22 protein-coding genes and 1 pseudogene are annotated in these 17,817 nt (G+C 63.9%); 6 read left to right on the top strand and 17 right to left on the bottom strand.

Annotation, left to right across the window (positions count from 1 at the left end; genetic code table 11):
- Nucleotides 1–18: 18 nt before the first annotated feature.
- From K426_RS08680 to K426_RS08690, 3 genes are all read right to left on the bottom strand, one after another.
- Nucleotides 19–699, bottom strand: coding sequence for a murein L,D-transpeptidase catalytic domain family protein (locus K426_RS08680; RefSeq protein ID WP_066555989.1), 681 nt, complete (start codon nucleotides 697–699; stop codon nucleotides 19–21).
- Between the two features lie 125 nt (nucleotides 700–824).
- Nucleotides 825–1,118, bottom strand: coding sequence for a hypothetical protein (locus K426_RS08685; protein ID WP_066555991.1), 294 nt, complete (start codon nucleotides 1,116–1,118; stop codon nucleotides 825–827).
- Between the two features lie 4 nt (nucleotides 1,119–1,122).
- A complete protein-coding gene (locus K426_RS08690) occupies nucleotides 1,123–2,595 on the bottom strand; it encodes a L,D-transpeptidase family protein (RefSeq protein ID WP_066555993.1) in 1,473 nt (490 codons plus the stop codon).
- Nucleotides 2,596–2,653: 58 nt separating this feature from the next.
- Between K426_RS08690 and K426_RS08695 the strand changes: the two genes are divergently transcribed.
- Nucleotides 2,654–3,577 (top strand): histone deacetylase family protein, encoded by a 924-nt coding sequence (locus K426_RS08695; protein ID WP_066561560.1) that lies wholly within the window; start codon nucleotides 2,654–2,656, stop codon nucleotides 3,575–3,577.
- On the opposite strand, the gene K426_RS08700 is transcribed toward K426_RS08695, so the two are convergent.
- The 7 genes and pseudogenes from K426_RS08700 to hisB all read right to left on the bottom strand — a co-directional run bounded on the left by K426_RS08700 (nucleotide 3,578) and on the right by hisB (nucleotide 7,529).
- The gene (locus K426_RS08700; protein WP_066555995.1) at nucleotides 3,578–4,159 is read right to left on the bottom strand and encodes a hypothetical protein; all 582 of its coding nucleotides are present in this window, start codon (nucleotides 4,157–4,159) and stop codon (nucleotides 3,578–3,580) included.
- Between the two features lie 77 nt (nucleotides 4,160–4,236).
- Nucleotides 4,237–4,557, bottom strand: a complete 321-nt coding sequence (locus K426_RS08705) for a phosphoribosyl-ATP diphosphatase (RefSeq protein WP_066555996.1) — start codon at nucleotides 4,555–4,557, stop codon at nucleotides 4,237–4,239.
- 42 nt (nucleotides 4,558–4,599) lie between these two features.
- Nucleotides 4,600–4,749, bottom strand: a pseudogene (locus K426_RS32490) (PEP-CTERM sorting domain-containing protein); the annotation flags it as partial.
- 69 nt (nucleotides 4,750–4,818) lie between these two features.
- Nucleotides 4,819–5,583 (bottom strand): imidazole glycerol phosphate synthase subunit HisF, encoded by a 765-nt coding sequence (hisF, locus tag K426_RS08710; RefSeq protein WP_066555999.1) that lies wholly within the window; start codon nucleotides 5,581–5,583, stop codon nucleotides 4,819–4,821.
- 10 nt (nucleotides 5,584–5,593) lie between these two features.
- The gene (gene hisA, locus K426_RS08715; protein ID WP_066556001.1) at nucleotides 5,594–6,331 is read right to left on the bottom strand and encodes a 1-(5-phosphoribosyl)-5-[(5-phosphoribosylamino)methylideneamino]imidazole-4-carboxamide isomerase; all 738 of its coding nucleotides are present in this window, start codon (nucleotides 6,329–6,331) and stop codon (nucleotides 5,594–5,596) included.
- The gene (gene hisH / locus K426_RS08720; RefSeq protein ID WP_066556003.1) at nucleotides 6,328–6,945 is read right to left on the bottom strand and encodes an imidazole glycerol phosphate synthase subunit HisH; all 618 of its coding nucleotides are present in this window, start codon (nucleotides 6,943–6,945) and stop codon (nucleotides 6,328–6,330) included. The genes hisA and hisH overlap by 4 nt, the downstream gene beginning before the upstream one ends.
- On the bottom strand, nucleotides 6,942–7,529 hold the full coding sequence (hisB, locus tag K426_RS08725) for an imidazoleglycerol-phosphate dehydratase HisB (RefSeq protein ID WP_066556006.1): 588 nt from the start codon (nucleotides 7,527–7,529) through the stop codon (nucleotides 6,942–6,944). Before hisB ends, hisH begins: the two co-directional genes overlap by 4 nt.
- A gap of 99 nt (nucleotides 7,530–7,628) precedes the next feature.
- Between hisB and K426_RS08730 the strand changes: the two genes are divergently transcribed.
- From K426_RS08730 to gmk, 4 genes are all read left to right on the top strand, one after another.
- A complete protein-coding gene (locus K426_RS08730; RefSeq protein WP_066556007.1) occupies nucleotides 7,629–8,105 on the top strand; it encodes an SspB family protein in 477 nt (158 codons plus the stop codon).
- Between the two features lie 67 nt (nucleotides 8,106–8,172).
- On the top strand, nucleotides 8,173–9,558 hold the full coding sequence (fumC, locus tag K426_RS08735) for a class II fumarate hydratase (RefSeq protein WP_066556008.1): 1,386 nt from the start codon (nucleotides 8,173–8,175) through the stop codon (nucleotides 9,556–9,558).
- Between the two features lie 49 nt (nucleotides 9,559–9,607).
- On the top strand, nucleotides 9,608–9,949 hold the full coding sequence (locus tag K426_RS08740) for a hypothetical protein (protein ID WP_066556010.1): 342 nt from the start codon (nucleotides 9,608–9,610) through the stop codon (nucleotides 9,947–9,949).
- A 51-nt stretch (nucleotides 9,950–10,000) separates the two neighbouring features.
- The gene (gmk, locus tag K426_RS08745; protein ID WP_066561562.1) at nucleotides 10,001–10,666 is read left to right on the top strand and encodes a guanylate kinase; all 666 of its coding nucleotides are present in this window, start codon (nucleotides 10,001–10,003) and stop codon (nucleotides 10,664–10,666) included.
- Nucleotides 10,667–10,715: 49 nt separating this feature from the next.
- Here the strand turns inward: gmk and K426_RS08750 are convergent, their stop codons facing one another.
- From K426_RS08750 to rpsF, 6 genes are all read right to left on the bottom strand, one after another.
- A complete protein-coding gene (locus K426_RS08750; protein WP_066556011.1) occupies nucleotides 10,716–11,783 on the bottom strand; it encodes a class I SAM-dependent methyltransferase in 1,068 nt (355 codons plus the stop codon).
- Entirely contained in the window at nucleotides 11,773–12,639 is an 867-nt protein-coding gene (lgt, locus tag K426_RS08755) for a prolipoprotein diacylglyceryl transferase (protein ID WP_066556013.1), read from the bottom strand. The genes K426_RS08750 and lgt overlap by 11 nt, the downstream gene beginning before the upstream one ends.
- Before the next feature lie 87 nt (nucleotides 12,640–12,726).
- Nucleotides 12,727–14,166 carry a hypothetical protein gene (locus tag K426_RS08760; protein WP_066556015.1) on the bottom strand — a complete coding sequence of 480 codons (1,440 nt, stop codon included), beginning with the start codon at nucleotides 14,164–14,166 and terminating at the stop codon, nucleotides 12,727–12,729.
- 172 nt (nucleotides 14,167–14,338) lie between these two features.
- Entirely contained in the window at nucleotides 14,339–14,935 is a 597-nt protein-coding gene (gene rplI / locus K426_RS08765; protein WP_066556016.1) for a 50S ribosomal protein L9, read from the bottom strand.
- A gap of 13 nt (nucleotides 14,936–14,948) precedes the next feature.
- On the bottom strand, nucleotides 14,949–15,173 hold the full coding sequence (gene rpsR, locus K426_RS08770; RefSeq protein ID WP_004212076.1) for a 30S ribosomal protein S18: 225 nt from the start codon (nucleotides 15,171–15,173) through the stop codon (nucleotides 14,949–14,951).
- A gap of 13 nt (nucleotides 15,174–15,186) precedes the next feature.
- Nucleotides 15,187–15,627, bottom strand: a complete 441-nt coding sequence (gene rpsF / locus K426_RS08775; RefSeq protein WP_066556017.1) for a 30S ribosomal protein S6 — start codon at nucleotides 15,625–15,627, stop codon at nucleotides 15,187–15,189.
- Between the two features lie 218 nt (nucleotides 15,628–15,845).
- Here rpsF and K426_RS08780 point away from each other — a divergent pair, with 218 nt between their 5' ends.
- Nucleotides 15,846–17,249, top strand: coding sequence for a GntP family permease (locus K426_RS08780; protein WP_066556018.1), 1,404 nt, complete (start codon nucleotides 15,846–15,848; stop codon nucleotides 17,247–17,249).
- Nucleotides 17,250–17,297: 48 nt separating this feature from the next.
- Here the strand turns inward: K426_RS08780 and K426_RS08785 are convergent, their stop codons facing one another.
- Complete coding sequence (locus K426_RS08785; protein ID WP_066556021.1) at nucleotides 17,298–17,669, bottom strand: RcnB family protein; 372 nt, start codon at nucleotides 17,667–17,669, stop codon at nucleotides 17,298–17,300.
- Nucleotides 17,670–17,817 lie beyond the last annotated feature (148 nt).

The raw sequence follows: 17,817 nt of genomic DNA on the forward strand, positions 1-17,817 counted from the left end.
CGGGTTACGGCAAAGGCCTCAAGCCACCCCGCCGATGATCTTGTCGGCAAAGAGCAGCCTGCCCGGACCCATCAGCCCGATAAATTGCGGCAACATATGACGCGCCAGCGCGAAGCACCCTTCGCTGCGGCCAATCTTGCCCCAGGTCGCGATGTGATCTTCGCTCACATAATCCGCGCCATGCACGACGATGGCGCGCATTTCCGCATTGTTGTTCTGCGGGTCCAGCCCCGCCAGGCGCATCGCCCGGCCATGCTGGCCTTCGTAGATTTCGCCCGTCTTGAAGGCGCCCGAACAACTCGCTAGCGAATTGGGCTCGTTGGAAAATGTCTGGAGCCAGCCTGAATGTTCGGGGTCGGAACCGCGGCCATGGGCGACCAGATAGGAACTGGCCTGTCCGCCGATCAGATCGACCACATGGAAACGCAATTCCCGCGAGGGCGCGTTGAAGTCGGCCAATCCCACCCGGTCGCGCAGCGTGAACATATGGCCGTGCTGGTCGAGTGCAGCCTTGGCGCGCTCCAGCAGTTTCGCATAGGGCTGGGTAGCAAGCGGCCCTGCTGAGACCGGACGCGGTGCCGGCGGAGCAGCAGGCTGCGGCGGCGTTTCACCGAACGACGCAGCGCGCCCGGCACTGTCGGCAAGGAATGAAAAAGCCAGCCCGCTCAAAGCGAGCTTGGTGAAACTACGACGATCCATGAATCGCAATATAGCAAAGGAGCGGGGCCGGTCCAAGGGGAACGCCGGATTGCCACCGTCGTCCGTCCCACTCTTTGCTGCAAAACCGCCGTGCCGCCTCGTTTCCGGGGCGGGACGCGCCGATCCTATTGGGTGGCGTTCGCGCCCTCGTCCGCGCCTTCCCGATTCAGGCGCGCGGTCATGCCGGTGGCTGCGGCGTCGTCCTCGATTTGCTGCTGTTCGGAAATGGTCGGGGCGGGGGCAGGAGCGGGCGCGGCGTTATTGCTCGGCTCGGGAGCAGGAGCCTCCGGCTCCTCAACGATCACATTCTCGACCGGCGGTTCGACCAGATTGTTGGTCACCGGCGCCTCTTCCTCCTTCTTCCCGCAGGCGGCGAGGGCGAGCGCGCCGGCAAGGGCGATGAGGGCGAATTTGCGCATGAAATCAGTCCTTGGATGCGATGGAGGCCGCAGGCGCGGCGGTCGGGTCGACACGGCGGCTGGATGCTTCGATCTTTTCCGCAAGCAGCTTGTCCCAGCCATAGGGATCGGAACGGAAGCTCATCGTGCCGTTATTGCTGGCGAAAGCAGTCCAGTAAAGCAGATACACCGCCACTTCCTTGGGCAGCGAAACCCGCTGGGTTTTGCCGGTGTCGATCAGCGACTGGATCTGCCCGGCAAGGTCGGGGTTGCCCGCCACCATCAATTCCGCCAGCGGCACCGGCTTTTCCAGGCGAATGCAGCCATGGCTCGCCAGGCGGTCATAGCTTGAAAATTTCGCCCGCGACGGCGTGTCGTGCAGATAGACGGCAAAGGGATTGTTGAAGTCGAACTTCAACCGTCCCAGCGCGCTGTTGGGCCCGGCGGGTTGTACGATCCGCTCGCCCGTCTCCGGCGTGCCGACGATCTTGTAGCCCTGACGGATCAGCGTCGCGCGCCCCTTGGGCCATAATTCGCGCTTGGCGATGGAGGTGGGGACGTTCCACGGCGGATTGACCACGATCGAATGGATGCTGGATGACAGCATCGGCGTCGCATTGTCCGGCGCCCCCGTCACGGCGCGCATCGACGTCACCGGCTGATCGCCCTCGAACACCGTCAGCACGGCGGCGGCGATGTTTACCTGCACCCGGTTCACTGGCAATTGGCGCGGCATCCAGCGCCAGCGCTCCATATTCGCCATGATCGCGGCGATGCGGTCGTCGACCGGCACGTTCAGTTCCCTGAGCGTCCGCGCATCCAGCAAGCCGGTGGGGTTGAGGCCATAGCGCCGCTGCGCCCGTTGCAGCACGTCGGTCAGCTTTTCGCTCGCCGTGACGCTCTTGTCCTCTATGGCGATGCGGGCGCGCACGGTAACGGGCGAGGATTGCGCCGTCAGCGCAGGCCAACCTCCCGCGTCGCGAATCCGCTCATAATTGGCCAAACCTTTGCGCAGCCCGTCATAGCCCGCATAGGGCGGCGTCAAATTGAGCGCCCATTGCGGCAACCGATCCTCGCTGATCGCCTTGGCCAGGCCCGGTCGCGGATCGAACGGGGCAGGGCGCAACGCCCAGATCGCCAGAAAGTCCGCCGTGTCGACGCGCCCCGTGCTGAGCGCCCTGGCCCGGTCCAATGCTGCCGAAAGCAGGGCATCGCCCGTCAGGTCGCTGGTTGCCTTGCTGCGCGCCATCAGCCCTTGCTGCGTGCCGCCCTTCAGCCAGTCGTTGAGCCAGCGTTCCTGCGTGGCGGACAGGGGGGGCAGCGGTACAGGGGGAGGCGGCGTCACGATGGACGGCGGCAGGATCACCTGCGGAGCAGGGGGGGAGGATGGGGGCGCGGGCAGGATCGGCGCAACCGCCGGAGGCTGCGCCACGGACGGCACCGCGGCCGCACCCAGCAGACAAAAAACGGAAAAACGGATCAATTTGGGACGGTTCATGCTGGACCAGATAGCGCAAAGCCCGCATCGTTCAAACTCGAAGATAGCGGAAAAGATGATGCTGCACGTCGTTCACCATCCAGCCTATGTCTCTCCGGCAACAGCGGGCAGTTCCTTTCGCTTCGACAAATATGGGCTGGTGATGGAAGCGCTGACCATGGCCGCGGCGCCCTTTACCGTGCATGAACCCGCCCCCATGCCGCGCCAATGGATAGAGGCGGTCCATGATCCCGCCTATGTCGATCAGGTCGCGACGCTGAGCCTGCCGCCCGAAAAGGAAAGACGCATCGGCTTTCCCGTGACGGAGCGGGTGATGCACCGCTCCATGCTCTCGCCCGGCGGCACATGGCTAGCGGCCCGGCTGGCGCTGCGTCATGGCTATGCCGCCAACGCGGCGGGGGGCAGCCATCATGCGCTGGCTGACAGCGGCGCGGGCTATTGCGTGTTCAACGACCTTGCCATTGCGGCCAATCGATTGATCGGGGAAGGGGATGCACGGCGGATATTGATCCTGGATCTCGACGTGCATCAGGGCGACGGCACCGCCGTGCTGACGAGCGGGCGCGGGGATATCTTCACCCTCTCGATCCACGCGGAACGCAATTTCCCTGTGCGCAAGGCGCGTTCGACGCTCGACATCGGCCTGCCCGATGGAACGGGCGATGATGGCTATATGGATGCCCTGATGGAGGCGATGCCGCCTGTGCTGGACGATTTCCGGCCCGACTTGATTCTCTATCAGGCGGGGGTCGATCCCCATGCAGACGACCGTCTGGGTCGCCTTGCGCTCAGCGATGCAGGTCTGGACCGCCGCGACCGCGCCGTGATGCGCGCCGCGCGCAGCCGGGGCATAGCGCTCGCCAGCACCATGGGGGGAGGCTATGGCGCGGATCGCATGACGATCGCCCGGCGGCATGCCGACTGCATGATCCGGCTGGCGGAAGAAGTTGCTCCGGAAGGGGATGCCGGTGCGCAATCCTGATTAGTGCACCGTTTCATCCACGACGGGGTCGAAGCCGGTCGGGCGCCCGCCTTCCATGATCTTTGCCGCCACCAGTCCTGCTGCGACTAACGCGACAAAATCGCTGAAGGCCAGATAAAGACTATATCCCCAGGGCGTATGGTTGAACACGGCTTGCCCGACATGCAGCCACAGCACGGCCGTGAGCGCGAACAATATCGTCACTCTGGCCCTTTCGCCCAGATCGCCACTGATGAAGCGCAGCATCAGCGCGATCAGTACCCCGACCACCAGCGCCAGGATCAGGCCGCCGATCAAGGCGCCGGCGTCCGTCACCGGAAAACCACTGCTGTTGTAGAAGACCATCGCGACCGGCCCCTTGCCATAAAGCACCGTGCCTTCGGCGGTCGCCGGATCGGGGATCACATAGACGCCGGTGCCCGACGGCGTCAGCGCCTGCGCCATGGCAGCCTGCAAATTGCTGCCGGCTCCGGATTCCGCGCGATGAAAGGCGAGGGCGCTCAGCGGCGTCCCCCAGAAGATGAAGCCGACCAGATACATCGCCACACCGCCGATCAGGCCGCCCAACAGGGTTTTGAACATATGCCCTCCTGTCCTCTCGATGGCTTGAGAGGCTGACGGACAAACGCCGATGCGGCAATATCTTTCCGGAAAAGACCTCAATCGGCCTTGCGCGAAGCTTTTTCCGCGATGCCGGGCACGCCTTCGCGCCGGTCCAACTCGTCCAGCACATCGTCCAGACTGATGTCGAGATCGGCCAGCAGCACCAGTAGGTGGAACAGCAGGTCCGCGCTTTCACCGATCGCCCCCTCCCGGTCGGACGCCATGGCGGCGATCACCGTTTCGACGGCTTCCTCACCGACCTTCTGGGCGATCTTGCCGCGCCCCCTGGCGGTCAGCTTGGCCACATAGGATTGGCTGGGATCGGCCTGCCGCCGCTGACGGATGGTCTGTTCAAGATCGAATAGGGTCGCGCGCATGGCGCCATCAAGCGCCGCGCACGCGACCCGTCAAATGAAAACTTACTTCCGCTTGCGGCGCGCGGCGAAAACTCGCGCGCCGAGCACTGCAGCGCCAAGGTCGAACAGAGCCATCTGTTCCGGTTCCGGCACAGGAGTGGGTGCGCCGTCGGACGAAGAGCCGCCCGAGCTGCTGGAGCCGGGGCAGGGCCGTGATGGTTAACGATACCCTGCCGCTACTGGTTAATGTAAGCGCAACCGACGTTTTGCCGAGAAACAGGGTCAGCCTGCCCGAACCGGCACGCCCGCGGCAGCGAGCGCCTGATGCGCTTCAGCAATACTGTGTTGACCGAAGTGAAATATCGATGCCGCCAGCACGGCACTGGCGTGGCCTTCGATCACGCCTTCGACCAGATGCTCCAGCGTACCGACGCCGCCGCTGGCAATCACCGGGATGGATACCGCATCGGCGATGGCGCGGGTCAACGCCAGGTCATAGCCCGCCTTGGTGCCGTCTCCGTCCATCGACGTGACCAACAGTTCGCCTGCGCCCAGCGTGGCGAGTCGAACCGCATGCTCCAGCGCATCGATACCCGTGGGCTTGCGCCCGCCATGGGTGAAGATTTTCCAACGATTCTCGCCCACGCGCCGGGCGTCGACCGAGCCGACGACGCACTGGCTGCCGAAACGGTCGGCAATATCCGCCACCACCTCCGGCCGGACGACCGCCGCGCTGTTCACCGCCACCTTGTCCGCGCCTGCGAGCAGCAGCGCCCGCGCATCCTCCGGACTGCGCACGCCGCCGCCGACCGTCACCGGCATGAAGCAGACCTCAGCGGTCCGCCGCACCACGTCCAATATCGTCCCGCGCGCCTCATGCGTCGCGGTGATGTCGAGGAAGCACAGCTCATCCGCGCCCGCCGCGTCGTAGATCTTGGCCTGCTCGACCGGATCGCCTGCATCGCGCAGATCGACGAAGTTCACGCCCTTGACCACGCGCCCATTGGCGACGTCCAGACAGGGGATGACGCGGGTGCGGACCGTCATGGCTGTTCTCCTAGGCCGCAGCCCGCGCCACAGCCAGCGCTGCCTTCAGGTCCAGCCGACCGTCATAGAGGGCACGGCCCGTGATCACGCCTTCGATCCCTTCATCGGCATGCAGGCTGAGTATCCGGATATCCGCGATCCCCGCGACTCCGCCGCTTGCTATCACCGGAATGTCTGTCGCCCGCGCCAGATCGACGGTCGCGTCGATATTGCAGCCCTTGAGCAGCCCGTCGCGGCCGACATCAGTGAAGAGCAGGCTGGCGACGCCCGCATCCTCGAACCGGCGGGCGAGGTCGACCACCGGCATGTCCGATTTCTCGGCCCAGCCATCGGTCGCGACGAAACCGTCGCGGGCATCGACCGCCACCACGATTCCTCCAGGGAAGTCCCGCGCCGCGGCCTTGACGAAATCCGGATCCTTGAGCGCCGCCGTGCCGATTACGATGCGCGATACGCCAAGATCGAACCAGCGCTCCACCGCCTCCCGGTTGCGGATGCCGCCGCCCAGTTGCACATGGCCGGGGAAAGCCGCGACAATGGCCTCAACCGCTTCGGCATTGACCGCATGGCCCGCGAAGCTGCCGTCCAGATCGACCACATGCAGATGCTGCGCGCCCGCCTCGGCAAAGAGCAGCGCCTGCGCCGCCGGATTGTCGCCATAGACGGTGGCGCGGTTCATGTCGCCCTCCGCCAGACGGACGACCTGGCCGCCTTTTAGGTCGATGGCAGGGAAAACGATCAGGCTCATGGACGCCATTCCAGAAAGCGGGAAAGGAAGGAAAGGCCGTAGCTCTGGCTCTTTTCCGGGTGAAACTGGCAGCCGATGATCGTATCCCGCGCAACTGCGGCGACCAGAGGTCCGCCATGATCGGTGACGGCGGCGATATGATCCTCTTGCGCCACGTCGAAATGATAGCTGTGCAGGAAATAGGCCTCGCCCGCTTCCAGCAGCGGCGGATTGCCGCGCAGGGTCACGTCGTTCCAGCCCATATGCGGCACCTTGATCGCCGGATCATGAGGCTCGATCAGGCGCACGGTGCCGGGAATCCAGCCCAGTCCCTCATGCCGTCCGAATTCTTCCCCGGCGTCGGCCAGCAATTGCATGCCCACGCACACGCCCAGAAAGGGCACGCCGCGCTCTAACACCGCCTCGTTCATCGCCTCGACCATGCCGGGGATGGCGACCAGCGCATCGCGGCAGGCGCGAAAAGCGCCGACACCAGGCAGGACGATCCGATCCGCCTTCGCCACCAGTTCGGCATCGGCGGTGATGACGGCATTGTCCGCTCCCGCCTTGCGCAGGGCGTTATGCACCGAATGAAGGTTACCCGCGCCGTAATCGATGAGGGCAAGCGCGGTCACAATATCCCCTTGGTCGACGGAATGGCGTCGGCCTTGCGCGGGTCGATCTCCACCGCCTGCCGCAGCGCGCGGGCGAGCCCCTTGAAGCAGCTTTCGACGATATGATGGTTGTTGCTGCCGTAAAGATTTTCGATGTGCAGCGTAATCCCCGCAGCCTGGGCGAAGCTGTGGAAGAAATGCTCGACCATCTCCGTATCCCATTCCCCGATGCGCTGCACGGTGAAGGGGGCCTTGAACACCAGCCAGGGGCGGCCGGAAATATCCAGCGACACGCGGGTCAGTGTCTCGTCCATCGGGGAATAGACGCTGCCGTAGCGGGAAATGCCGCGCTTGTCGCCCAGCGCCTTGGCCACCGCCTCGCCAATGGCGATCGCCGTGTCTTCTGTGGTGTGGTGCTGGTCGACATGCAGGTCACCGACCGTCTTCACATCCATGTCGATCAGCGAGTGGCGGGACAGTTGCTCGATCATGTGATCGAAAAAGCCAATGCCCGTCGAAACGGTATAGATGCCGGTGCCGTCGAGGTTGACGGTCACGTCGATCTGCGTTTCCGCAGTGTTGCGGTGAATGTCGGCCGTGCGCATGGCTGCGCCCTATACCGAAGTGGCCCCACGTTGCAATGTGCCCCAGCAATCTATGGCGCGCTCTTGACCCGCGCCGCCGCGCCGCTAGGACATTGGCGCATGAGTGAAGACCTGCCCGACAGCCTGATTCCCTATGACGAAATCGTGCAGGAGGCTCTGCGCGCTGTGGTCGGCCGTGTTCTGGGAGAAATCGAGCGTTCAGGTGGGCTTCCCGGCGCGCATCATTTCTATATCACCTTTAAGACTCAGGCGGCCGGAGTCGATATCCCGCGTCACCTGGTCGAGCGATTCCCCGACGAGATGACCGTCGTGCTCCAGAATAAATTCTGGGATCTCAAGGTCAGCGATGACGCCTTTGGGGTCAGCCTGACCTTCAATCAGGTCGCCGCGCATCTGTATATTCCCTTTGCCGCGATTACGGCCTTCGTCGATCCTGCGGTGAATTTCGCCCTGCAATTCCAGGCGCAGGCCGACATTGCGCCCGAACCGCATGAAGAAGCGGAAAATGACGCCCCCCAAGTGATGACGGAAGACGGCTCCAATGTCGTCACCGTGGATTTCGGCAAGAAGAAATAAGCTCTGGAATAGGGGGGCGAGCTTCCCCAGATTGGTGGCACTCCAGCAATTTCAGGGAGTGGCTGATTTGAGCGAGACTCGTACCGAAACCGACAGCATTGGCGCCATCGAAGTGCCTGCCGACGCTTATTGGGGCGCGCAAACCCAACGCAGCATCGAAAATTTCCCTTTCGGTCCGGACGAACGCATGCCCGTTGGCATCGTCCATGCCCTGGCGATCGTGAAGCAGGCGGCGGCGCGGGTGAACCGCGGCCATGGCCTCGATTCGGGGCTGGCCGATGCGGTCGAGGCGGCCGCTGCCGAAGTGATTGCGGGCCGCCACGACGACCAGTTCCCTCTCGTCATCTGGCAGACCGGCAGCGGCACCCAGTCGAACATGAACGTCAATGAGGTGATCGCGGGCATCGCCAATGAGGCGCTGACCGGTAAGCGCGGCGGCAAGAGTCCGGTCCATCCCAACGACCATGTGAATATGGGGCAGTCGTCCAATGACAGCTTTCCGACGGCACTGCATATCGCGGCGGCGCGGGCGGTGACCGGGCATCTATTTCCCGCGCTGGACCGGCTGCATGCCGCGCTCGACGCCAAGGCGAAGGCGTGGGCGGGCATCGTCAAGATCGGCCGCACCCATTTGCAGGATGCGACGCCGCTGACGCTGGGACAGGAATTTTCCGGCTATGCGCATCAACTCTACCGGAGCCGCAAGCGGATCGAACCGGCCACCATGTATGGCATGATGGCGCTGGCGCAGGGCGGCACGGCGGTCGGCACGGGCCTTAATGCGCCCAAGGATTTCGATGTCGCCGTCGCAAGGGAGATCGCAACGCTGACCGGATTGTCGTTCCGGACGGCGGACAACAAGTTCGAAGCGCTCGCCTCCAATGATCCGCTGGTGCATCTGTCCTCGACCTTGGCGACGCTGGCGGTGGCGTTGACCAAGATCGCCAATGACATCCGCCTGCTGGGCAGCGGTCCGCGTTCGGGCCTTGGCGAACTCGACCTGCCCGCCAATGAGCCGGGCAGTTCCATCATGCCGGGCAAGGTCAACCCGACGCAGTGCGAGATGCTGACCATGGTCGCCGCCCAGGTCATTGGCAATCATCAGGCGGTAACGGTCGGCGGCTTGCAGGGGCATCTGGAACTTAATGTCTTCAAGCCGCTGATCGGCGCGGCGGTGCTGCGGTCGATCCATTTGTTGAGCGTCGGCATGGACAGCTTTGCCGAACGCTGCGTCGAAGGGCTGGAGGCGAATGAAAGGCGGATAGCCGAACTGGTTGATCGGTCGCTGATGCTGGTGACGGCGTTGGCGCCGGAGATCGGCTATGACAATGCCGCGAAGATCGCCAAACATGCCCATGCCGAAGGGCTGACGTTGAAGGAGGCGGGCTTGGCGTTGGGACTGGTCGATGAAGCCACCTTCGACCGGCTGGTCCGGCCGGAAAATATGGTCTGATTCAGATCGACATGGCGGAACCTGCCGCGCTGCGGTACATTGACACCCCATGAGGAAAAAATCGCCCGACCAGCCGCTGATCGCCGTCCGTCCGCCGCGTAAGGATAGCTTGCTCAAAAAGGCGGCCCGTGTCGGAGCGACGGTCGTCGCGGCCCGCGTTGCGGCGGATACCGGCAAGAAGGGCGTGATCGGCCTGCTCGCGGGAATGGGCGCCAAGCGGCTCATCATGCGCTATCCGGCGGGCGCTCTGTTCGTGACGGGCGCCTATATGGCGGGCAAGATCTACGAAGCGAAGCGCGAAGCGGACCGTAAGCGCAAGGCCAAGACCCTGCCGGACAAAAGCGCGCAGCCGATATTGATCGAGGAGGCGCGCAAGGCCCGCAAAGGCTGAAGCGCGGATTGTCCCTCTTGCCAAATGGCGTTCATGGCGGCACTAGCGGCCATGGCCGACAGCACCTCCATCGAGACGCCCGATTTCAAGCGCCGCGGCGTCCTGTTCGTTCTTTCCTCGCCTTCGGGCGCCGGTAAATCCACCATTGCGCGCAAGCTGCTTGCGGCTGAGCCGGATCTGGCGATGTCGGTGTCCGCGACGACGCGGCCGATGCGACCGGGGGAGGTCGAGGGCAAGGATTATCATTTCGTCGATCTGGAGGAATTCCGGCGGATGACCGCCGATCATGAATTTCTGGAATGGGCGCATGTCTTCGGCCAGCGCTACGGCACGCCCCGCGAGCCGGTGGAGGCGATGCTGAAGTCTGGGCGCGACGTGCTGTTCGACATCGACTGGCAGGGCGCGCAGCAGCTTCACCAGATTGCGGGGGGCGATGTCGTGCGCATATTCATTCTGCCTCCCTCGATGGAGGAGCTGGAGCGCCGTCTACGGGGCCGGGCGACGGACAGCAATGAAGTGATCGAAGGCCGCATGTCCCGCGCCGCCGGAGAGATCGCGCATTGGGACGGCTATGATTATGTCCTCTGCAATGTCGATGCGGAGGATTGTTTCCAGCGCGTCCAGACCATCCTGCATGCCGAGCGCATGAAGCGCAGCCGCCAGACGGGGCTGATCGGCTTTATCCGCAAGCTCAGCCGTTATCATCAGGACGATTGAGGGTCTGGCTGGCTGAAACCTGCTCCTGCGTAGGCAGGAGCACGGTAATTTATCCCTCAAATCCCGCCGGGTCGGCCCAGTCCGGGTGAACCCAGGCCATGGCCTTGAACAGCGTTCCCATGGCGTCGTCAGCGGTCAGCCGATGACGGGCGGCCTCCACTTCCTCTGCGCGGGTGGGCGCGGTGCGGCTCAACTGATCGGCGCGGGCGTCGATGCCGAGCTGGCGCAGAAAGGCACCTTGACCGACCGTTCGCGTCACGTGCAGCCCGGCTTGCCGCGCCATATTGCCAATCATGGTGAAATCGACATGGGTGGTTAGGTCACTCTCGCCTGGTTCGAAGAAAGGATCAGCGAACCGATGCGCTCTGACGGCCTGGAGCGTGTCGCCGGTGGCCGGGCCTTCATAGCCATAGTCGACGATGATCGCGGCGCCGCCCTGCCGCGCGATGCGATGCGCCAGTTCCAGCGCGATGGCCGATCCGGCGAGCGGCATTTCAAGGATCGTGCCTTCCGGCGCGTCGGCGGCCATGGCGGGGATGCCGGATTCGACTCGGCGGTAACCGGGCATTGGGGCGAAATGCGCGGGCTGTTCGGGATCGGGGCGTACGACCACCCGCTCGCGCCATTCCTGACCGACGCGGACAAGCTGGCGGACGGGAAGGGCATCGAAAAATTCATTGGCGACGACCAGCAGCGGCCCCTGCTCTGGCAGGCTTGAAACGGCGTCGTGGTGTGAGACATTGGGTATCAGCGCCCTTTGCCGTTCCCGCAGGCTGGGGCTGGTTTCGACGAAATGAACGCGGGGATGGAGCGATGCGCTGGCCATGGCGCGCAGCGCGTCGGAGGCAAGCGTGCCGCGGCCGGGCCCCAACTCGACATAATGCACCTCCGGACGGCTGCCCGATCTCATCCACATGTCCGCGAGGCAGAGTCCGATCAGTTCCCCGAACATCTGGCTGATTTCGGGCGCGGTGGTGAAGTCGCCCGCCGCGCCCAGGGGGTCGCGGGTGCCGTAATAATGCTGGTTCGCCTCCGCCATATAATGGGCGACGGAGATCGGGCCGCCTGCCGCGATCTGGCGCGACAGGCGTTCCGAAAGACTGAGTTCAACTGACACTCGCACTGCCTGCAATGGGCTCCACCCGGACACGGCGGCCCTTGGCCGTGACGATCAGGTAGAGGCCGCCCAGGATCATCGGCACGCAGAGCCACTGGCCCATATGAAGGCCGGTGCGGGCGGCGAATTCCATGAGCTGGGCGTCGGCTTCGCGGAAATATTCGATGCCGAAGCGGAAGATGCCGTAGCAGAAGAGGAAGAGGCCCACGAGCATGCCGGGCTTGTAGCGGGCGCGGGTCTTCCAGAAGGCGAAGGCCAGAATGAGGAAGAGGATGATGCCTTCGAAAAAGGCTTCGTAAAGCTGGCTGGGATGGCGGCGGAAGGGGCCGCCGGTCGGGAAGATGATTGCCCAGGCCACGTCGGTTTCCTTGCCCCACAATTCCCCGTTCACGAAATTGGCGAGGCGGCCGAAGAACAGGCCGAAGGGGACGCAACAGGCCACGAAATCATGGATACGCAGCCAGGAGAGATTCTCCTTGCGCGCCATGTAGAGGATGCCGAGCGACACGCCGATCGCGCCGCCATGGAAGGACATGCCGCCGTTCCAGAGCTTGAAGATATCGAGCGGATGCTGGAGGATTTCGGGCTGGTAGAAGAAGACATAGGCCAGCCGCCCGCCAATGATGATGCCTAGCGTCGCATAGAAGATCATGTCGTCGGCATGGCGGCGCGCCATGGGCGATCCGGGCTGGGCGATGAGCTTCAGCAGATACCAGTAGCCGATCAATATGCCGGCCAGATAGGCGAGGCTGTACCATTTCAGCGTGAAGAAGCCGAGGTCGAGCGCGACCGGGCTGAGGCCGAGCTGGTCGAAACGGATGGCGCCCGAAGCGGCGGCGGCAAGGTCAAGGATCAAGTTGTCGTTCCCTTTGGGAAAATCGGACCCGCCATAGAGCAGGTTGGGGGGAAGATGAAAGGGGGCGTTTGATGGGCGCCGGTCCGGCTACAGCTCCGCATAATGGGGCGGCACCGGCGGCAGGGTGAAACGGGCGACGCCGCCGCAGAGCAGCAGCAGCGCGATGGTCAGTCCCGCCCCGCGCCGCCTGCGCAGGGGCGAACGGCCCAGGATCAGCCAGCCGATCGCCGTCGCCAGCATGGGCCAGAGATGATAGCGCAGATCCGACGATATGCTGATGACCGCGAAGCTGGCCTCCTGAAACAGGGCGGAGGCGAAGAGGGCAAGCGCCAAATCCCTGGCACTATTTCCGGCGCTATCCTTGGTCCTTCCGGATGCCAGGGCAAGGCTGGCCCACAGGCCCCAAAGAGCGGCTGCGGTCCACAGGATCGGCCAGGCCAGCGGCGTTTCCGTCAGCCATGCCGCCAGACGCTGCCATGCCGCGACCAGAGGGCTTTGAGGGTTGGCGAGGCCAAGGTCATTGGGTTCGGCCCGAGCCGGCGGCGCGGCGAGCGGCCAGTGGAGGGGAACCAGCCAGCGCTCGGTCGAATTGAGATGGGCGGCGCGATGGGCAAGATAGGCGATCGGATGGCGCGCCGCCGCCATGGCGAGCTGGAGATAGAGCGGGCCGATCGGCGCCTTTTCCATATGCCCGATGGCGGACTGGCAGGCGGGGGTGGCGCTCAGCGAGTCCCAGAACAGCGGACGGACGCAATCATCTTGTCTCAGCGCCTCGATCGCCGCCGTGGAGAGGCCGCTGTCTGCTCCGTCCCCTGCCCGCACGGCAATGCCCGCCAGGTCGTACATCGGCTGGGTGCGGCGGACGCCGCTGTCCTCCGCGTCGAACAGACCGTGGTTGATTGGCTGGGAGAGGAGCAGGATGGCCGGGATGGCGGCGATCATCAGGGCAAAGCGGGCAGCGCCGGATTGCGGCCGGGCAAGCAGCAGCATCGCCAGCGGAACGGTCGAGAAGACCGCATTGGCGCGAACCAGCGTTGCGTAGATCAGGCAGAGGATGATGACGATCAGGGCCGGCGCCGGGATGGGCTGGTGGCGCAGGCGGAAATGGCCGACAAGGCCGGTAGCGAGGGCCAGTGCGCCGATCATCTGGCTGTCCTTGATCACGACGGCGATCCATCCGCTGAGGAACGGCGTCGCGCCGACGGCAAGCAGGACGATGGCCCTCCGGCCGCCGACAGCCTGGGCCAGCAGGCCAAGGCCGATCCAGTAGCCGCTCAGTTGCAGCGCGAACATGGGCGCTGTGCCATGCTGAGCGAAGGGCAGGATCGACCAGAGCCGGGCCATGACCGGCGGATGCCAATCGTCATAGCTTCCGCTCAAAAATTGTTGATATTGAACGACTGTGTCGTAGCTCGCAATGCCCGGCCAGAAGAGAAGCAAAGAGCAGATCAGGAGAATGGCAGCGACGGTGAGTGGCCATGGCCTGGAGGTAATGGCGGCACCGGAAGAGTCGGCATTGATCTGCATGGTTCCCCCTTCAAGGCCTTGATAGCTGCCTGCAATTGCGGTCACTGTCGAGAGGGGGGAGCGGTGAGATCGGATGGGAAGCCGTCATTCCTGCGTTGATCTTTGGCCGTCATATCCAACAAAAAAGCCGCCCGGTGAGGGGCGGCTTCTCTGTTCAGGCCGAAGCTGAAACTCAGGCTTCTTCAGCCGGGGCTTCTTCGGCTTCCACGGCGATTTCGCCGGGTTCCGCGTTCGGATCATAATCTTCGGTGAAGCCGCTCTCGTCCTTTTCGAACAGATCGGCCATCACGTCCACGCCCTGCGACTGCAGTTCGGCTTCTTCCGGCGAGCGGGCGACGTTCACCGTGATGGTGACCGCGACTTCGGGATGCAGCGCAACCTTGACGTCGAACACGCCCAGGGTCTTGATCGGGCGTTCCAGCACGACCATCGCCTTGGTGACGTTGGTGACGCCATCAGCGTGCAGCGCTTCGACGACGTCGCGAACGGCGACCGAACCATAGAGGTGGCCGGCGTTGGACGACTGGCGGATCAGGACGATCTGCTTGCCGTTGACGCCTTCGGCAGCCTTTTCAGCGTCCGTGCGGCGGGCGGCGTTGTCGGCTTCGATCTTCGCGCGGTTGGCTTCGAAGACCTTCTTGTTGGCGTTGTTGGAGCGCAGCGCCTTCTTGTTGGGCAGCAGATAGTTACGCGCGTAACCGTCCTTCACGGTGACGACGTCACCGATGGCGCCCAGCTTCTCGATCCGTTCGAGGAGAATGATTTCCATGAGTCTTACTCCCTCACTTCACGATGTAGGGCAGCAGGCCCAGATGACGGGCGCGCTTGATGGCCTGGGCCAGCTCGCGCTGCTTCTTGGCGGACACCGCGGTGATGCGGCTGGGGACGATCTTGCCGCGCTCGGACACGAAGCCCTGCAGCAGACGGACGTCCTTATAATCGATCTTCGGCGCATCCTTGGCGGCGAAGGGGCAGCTCTTGCGGCGGCGGAAAAACGGGCGTGCCATTGGTCAGATCTCCTTATTCGCCGGCGGCGGCTTCTTCGCGCTCACGGCGCGGGCCACGGTCGCCACGATCTTCGCGGGGGCCACGATCGCCACGGTCACCGCGGGGGCCGCGATCACCACGCTCGGAGCGTTCCTGCTTGCGCATCATGACCGACGGGCCACCTTCCAGCTCATCGACCTTGATGGTCATGTAGCGGATGATGTCTTCGTTGATCTGGGTCTGGCGCTCCAGCTCGGCCACGACGCCGGCAGGGGCATCGATGTTGAGCATGACATAGTGCGCCTTGCGGTTCTTGGCGATCTTGTACGCGAGGCTGCGCAGACCCCAGGTTTCCACCTTGGTCACCTTGCCAGCATTTTCCTCGACGATCTTGGTGGCGGTTTCCGCCAGAGCGTCCACCTGCGCTTGTGCCAGATCCTGGCGCGCAAGGAACACATGCTCATAAAGAGCCATGGGTATTGCCTCATCTGTTGGCCGATCGCTGACGCCCACCCCATGTGGAACGCCCCTCCGGCTGTCGTCTCAAGCATTGATCCGCGCAGCCGCGAGTCACCCCGTGGCCGTGCGAAGCGGCGCCTATGACGGAAATGCGGATGAAAGGCAAGGGAGACTTGGCGTCCTGCCGCGGGTTGCATAGAGGTTGATGCAAGAGACGCAAAGGGGAGAGTGGGATGGCGGTCGGGATCGCGGCCTTGTCGCTGATATTGCTGATGATTGCGGCCTATCGGGGGATGAGCGTCATCGTGATGGCGCCGCTGCTGGCGATGCTGGCGGTGTTTCTGACCGATCCTTCCGCCGTGCCTGCGGTGTTTTCGGGGCTTTTCATGGAGAAGGTGGGGAGTTTTCTGAAGCTCTATTTCCCGGTGTTTTTGCTTGGGGCGCTGTTCGGGAAGCTGATCGAGATTTCGGGCTTTTCGCGCTCGATTGTCTCGGCGGTGATCGGGCTGGTGGGCGCGCAAAGGGCGATCCCGGCGATCATGCTGGTGACGGCGCTGCTGACCTATGGCGGGGTTTCCGTCTTTGTGGCGGTATTTGCGGTTTATCCCTTCGCCGCAGAGATGTTCCAGCAGGGGGATATTCCCAAGCGATTGGTGCCCGCGACCATTGGCCTCGGCGCGATCACCTTCACCATGGATGCGATGCCGGGGACGCCGCAGATCCAGAATATCATTCCGACCAGCTTCTTCGGCACGACGGCCTGGGCAGCGCCGTCGCTGGGGCTGATCGGATCGGCCTGCATCATGGGGATGGGGCTGGCCTATCTCGGCTGGCGGCGGCGGGCGATGAAGGCAGCGGGAGAGGGCTATGGCGCGCCGGAAACCCTGGTGAACGAGCCGGAAGCGGTGGATGGGGGCGAGAAGGTTGCGCATCCTTTGATCGCATTGCTGCCGCTGTTGGTGGTGGGGCTGGGAAATCTGGCTTTGACCATCATGATCCCGCGCATGGTGTCGGGGGAGGAGGTCAGCGTGTCGCTGATCGGCCTTGCCGAGCCGGTGGTGGTGAAGGTGGCGCAGGTGGCGGCGCTCTGGGCCGTGGAGGGCGCGTTGTTGCTGGGGATCGGGACGATCCTGCTCTTCGCCTTTGCGCGGGTGGCGCGGCGCTTTGCCGATGGGTCGAGGGCGGCCGTGGGCGGGGCGTTGCTCGCGGGGATGAATACGGCAGTGGAATATGGGTTCGGAGCGGTGATCGCGGCGCTGCCGGGCTTTCTGGTGGTGAAGGAGGCGCTGAAGGCCGTGCCCAATCCGCTGGTCAATGAGGCGATTACCGTGACCTCGCTCGCCGGGATTACGGGATCGGCTTCGGGCGGGCTGTCGATCGCGCTGGCGGCGATGGCCGAGCAGTTCGCAGCGGCGGGCGATGCTGCGGGCATCCCGCGCGAGGTGCTGCATCGGGTGGCGTCCATGGCGAGCGGCGGGATGGACAGCCTGCCGCATAATGGCGCGATCATCACGTTGTTGGCGGTGACGGGGCTGACCCATAGGCAGGCCTATAAGGATATTTTTGCGCTGACGTTGATCAAGACGTTCACCGTTTTCCTGGTGATCGCAGTCTATTATCTGACGGGACTGGCATAGAAGACGCCCCGGAATTGCCTCCGGGGCGTCAGCTGCTTTGATCCGGTTTTAACGGATGGCGCCGGTGATGACCGAGGCGATGATGCCGCTGGCAAGGGCGACCAGCACTGCGTCATTGCCTGAACTGACCCAGTGATAGCCGCGCGGCGGAGCCTTCAGGCGGTAGCCGCGATAATTGTCGATCACGCGATAGTTGTTCGCATAGCGGCGGTCGAAACGCTGGCCCTTGGCCCAGCGGCGGTGATTGTCGCGGCGGTCGTCCTTGCGAATGACGGTCGTCCGGGTGACGGTGCGGCCATGGGAGCCTTGCTTCACGGTCTGATGGACTTCGCGGTGCGGCGCGGCCTGAGCTTCCGCAGCGACCATCGGGCTCGCCATCATGGTGGTGGCGGTGAGAGCCATCAGCAACTTCTTGAACATCATCATGCTCCTTCTTTCTATGTCTTGCCGCCGTTCCCGGCGTCGCAAACAGAGATAGGACGCATTTGTCGCAGGACTGTGCCGGATCGCGGCAAAGCTGTCGCGAAGTGTAATCCCTATTCGTGACGCAGCGCGTCGATGGGGAGCA

The sequence above is a fragment of the Sphingobium sp. TKS genome, from assembly GCF_001563265.1.
Classification (GTDB): Bacteria; Pseudomonadota; Alphaproteobacteria; order Sphingomonadales; family Sphingomonadaceae; genus Sphingobium.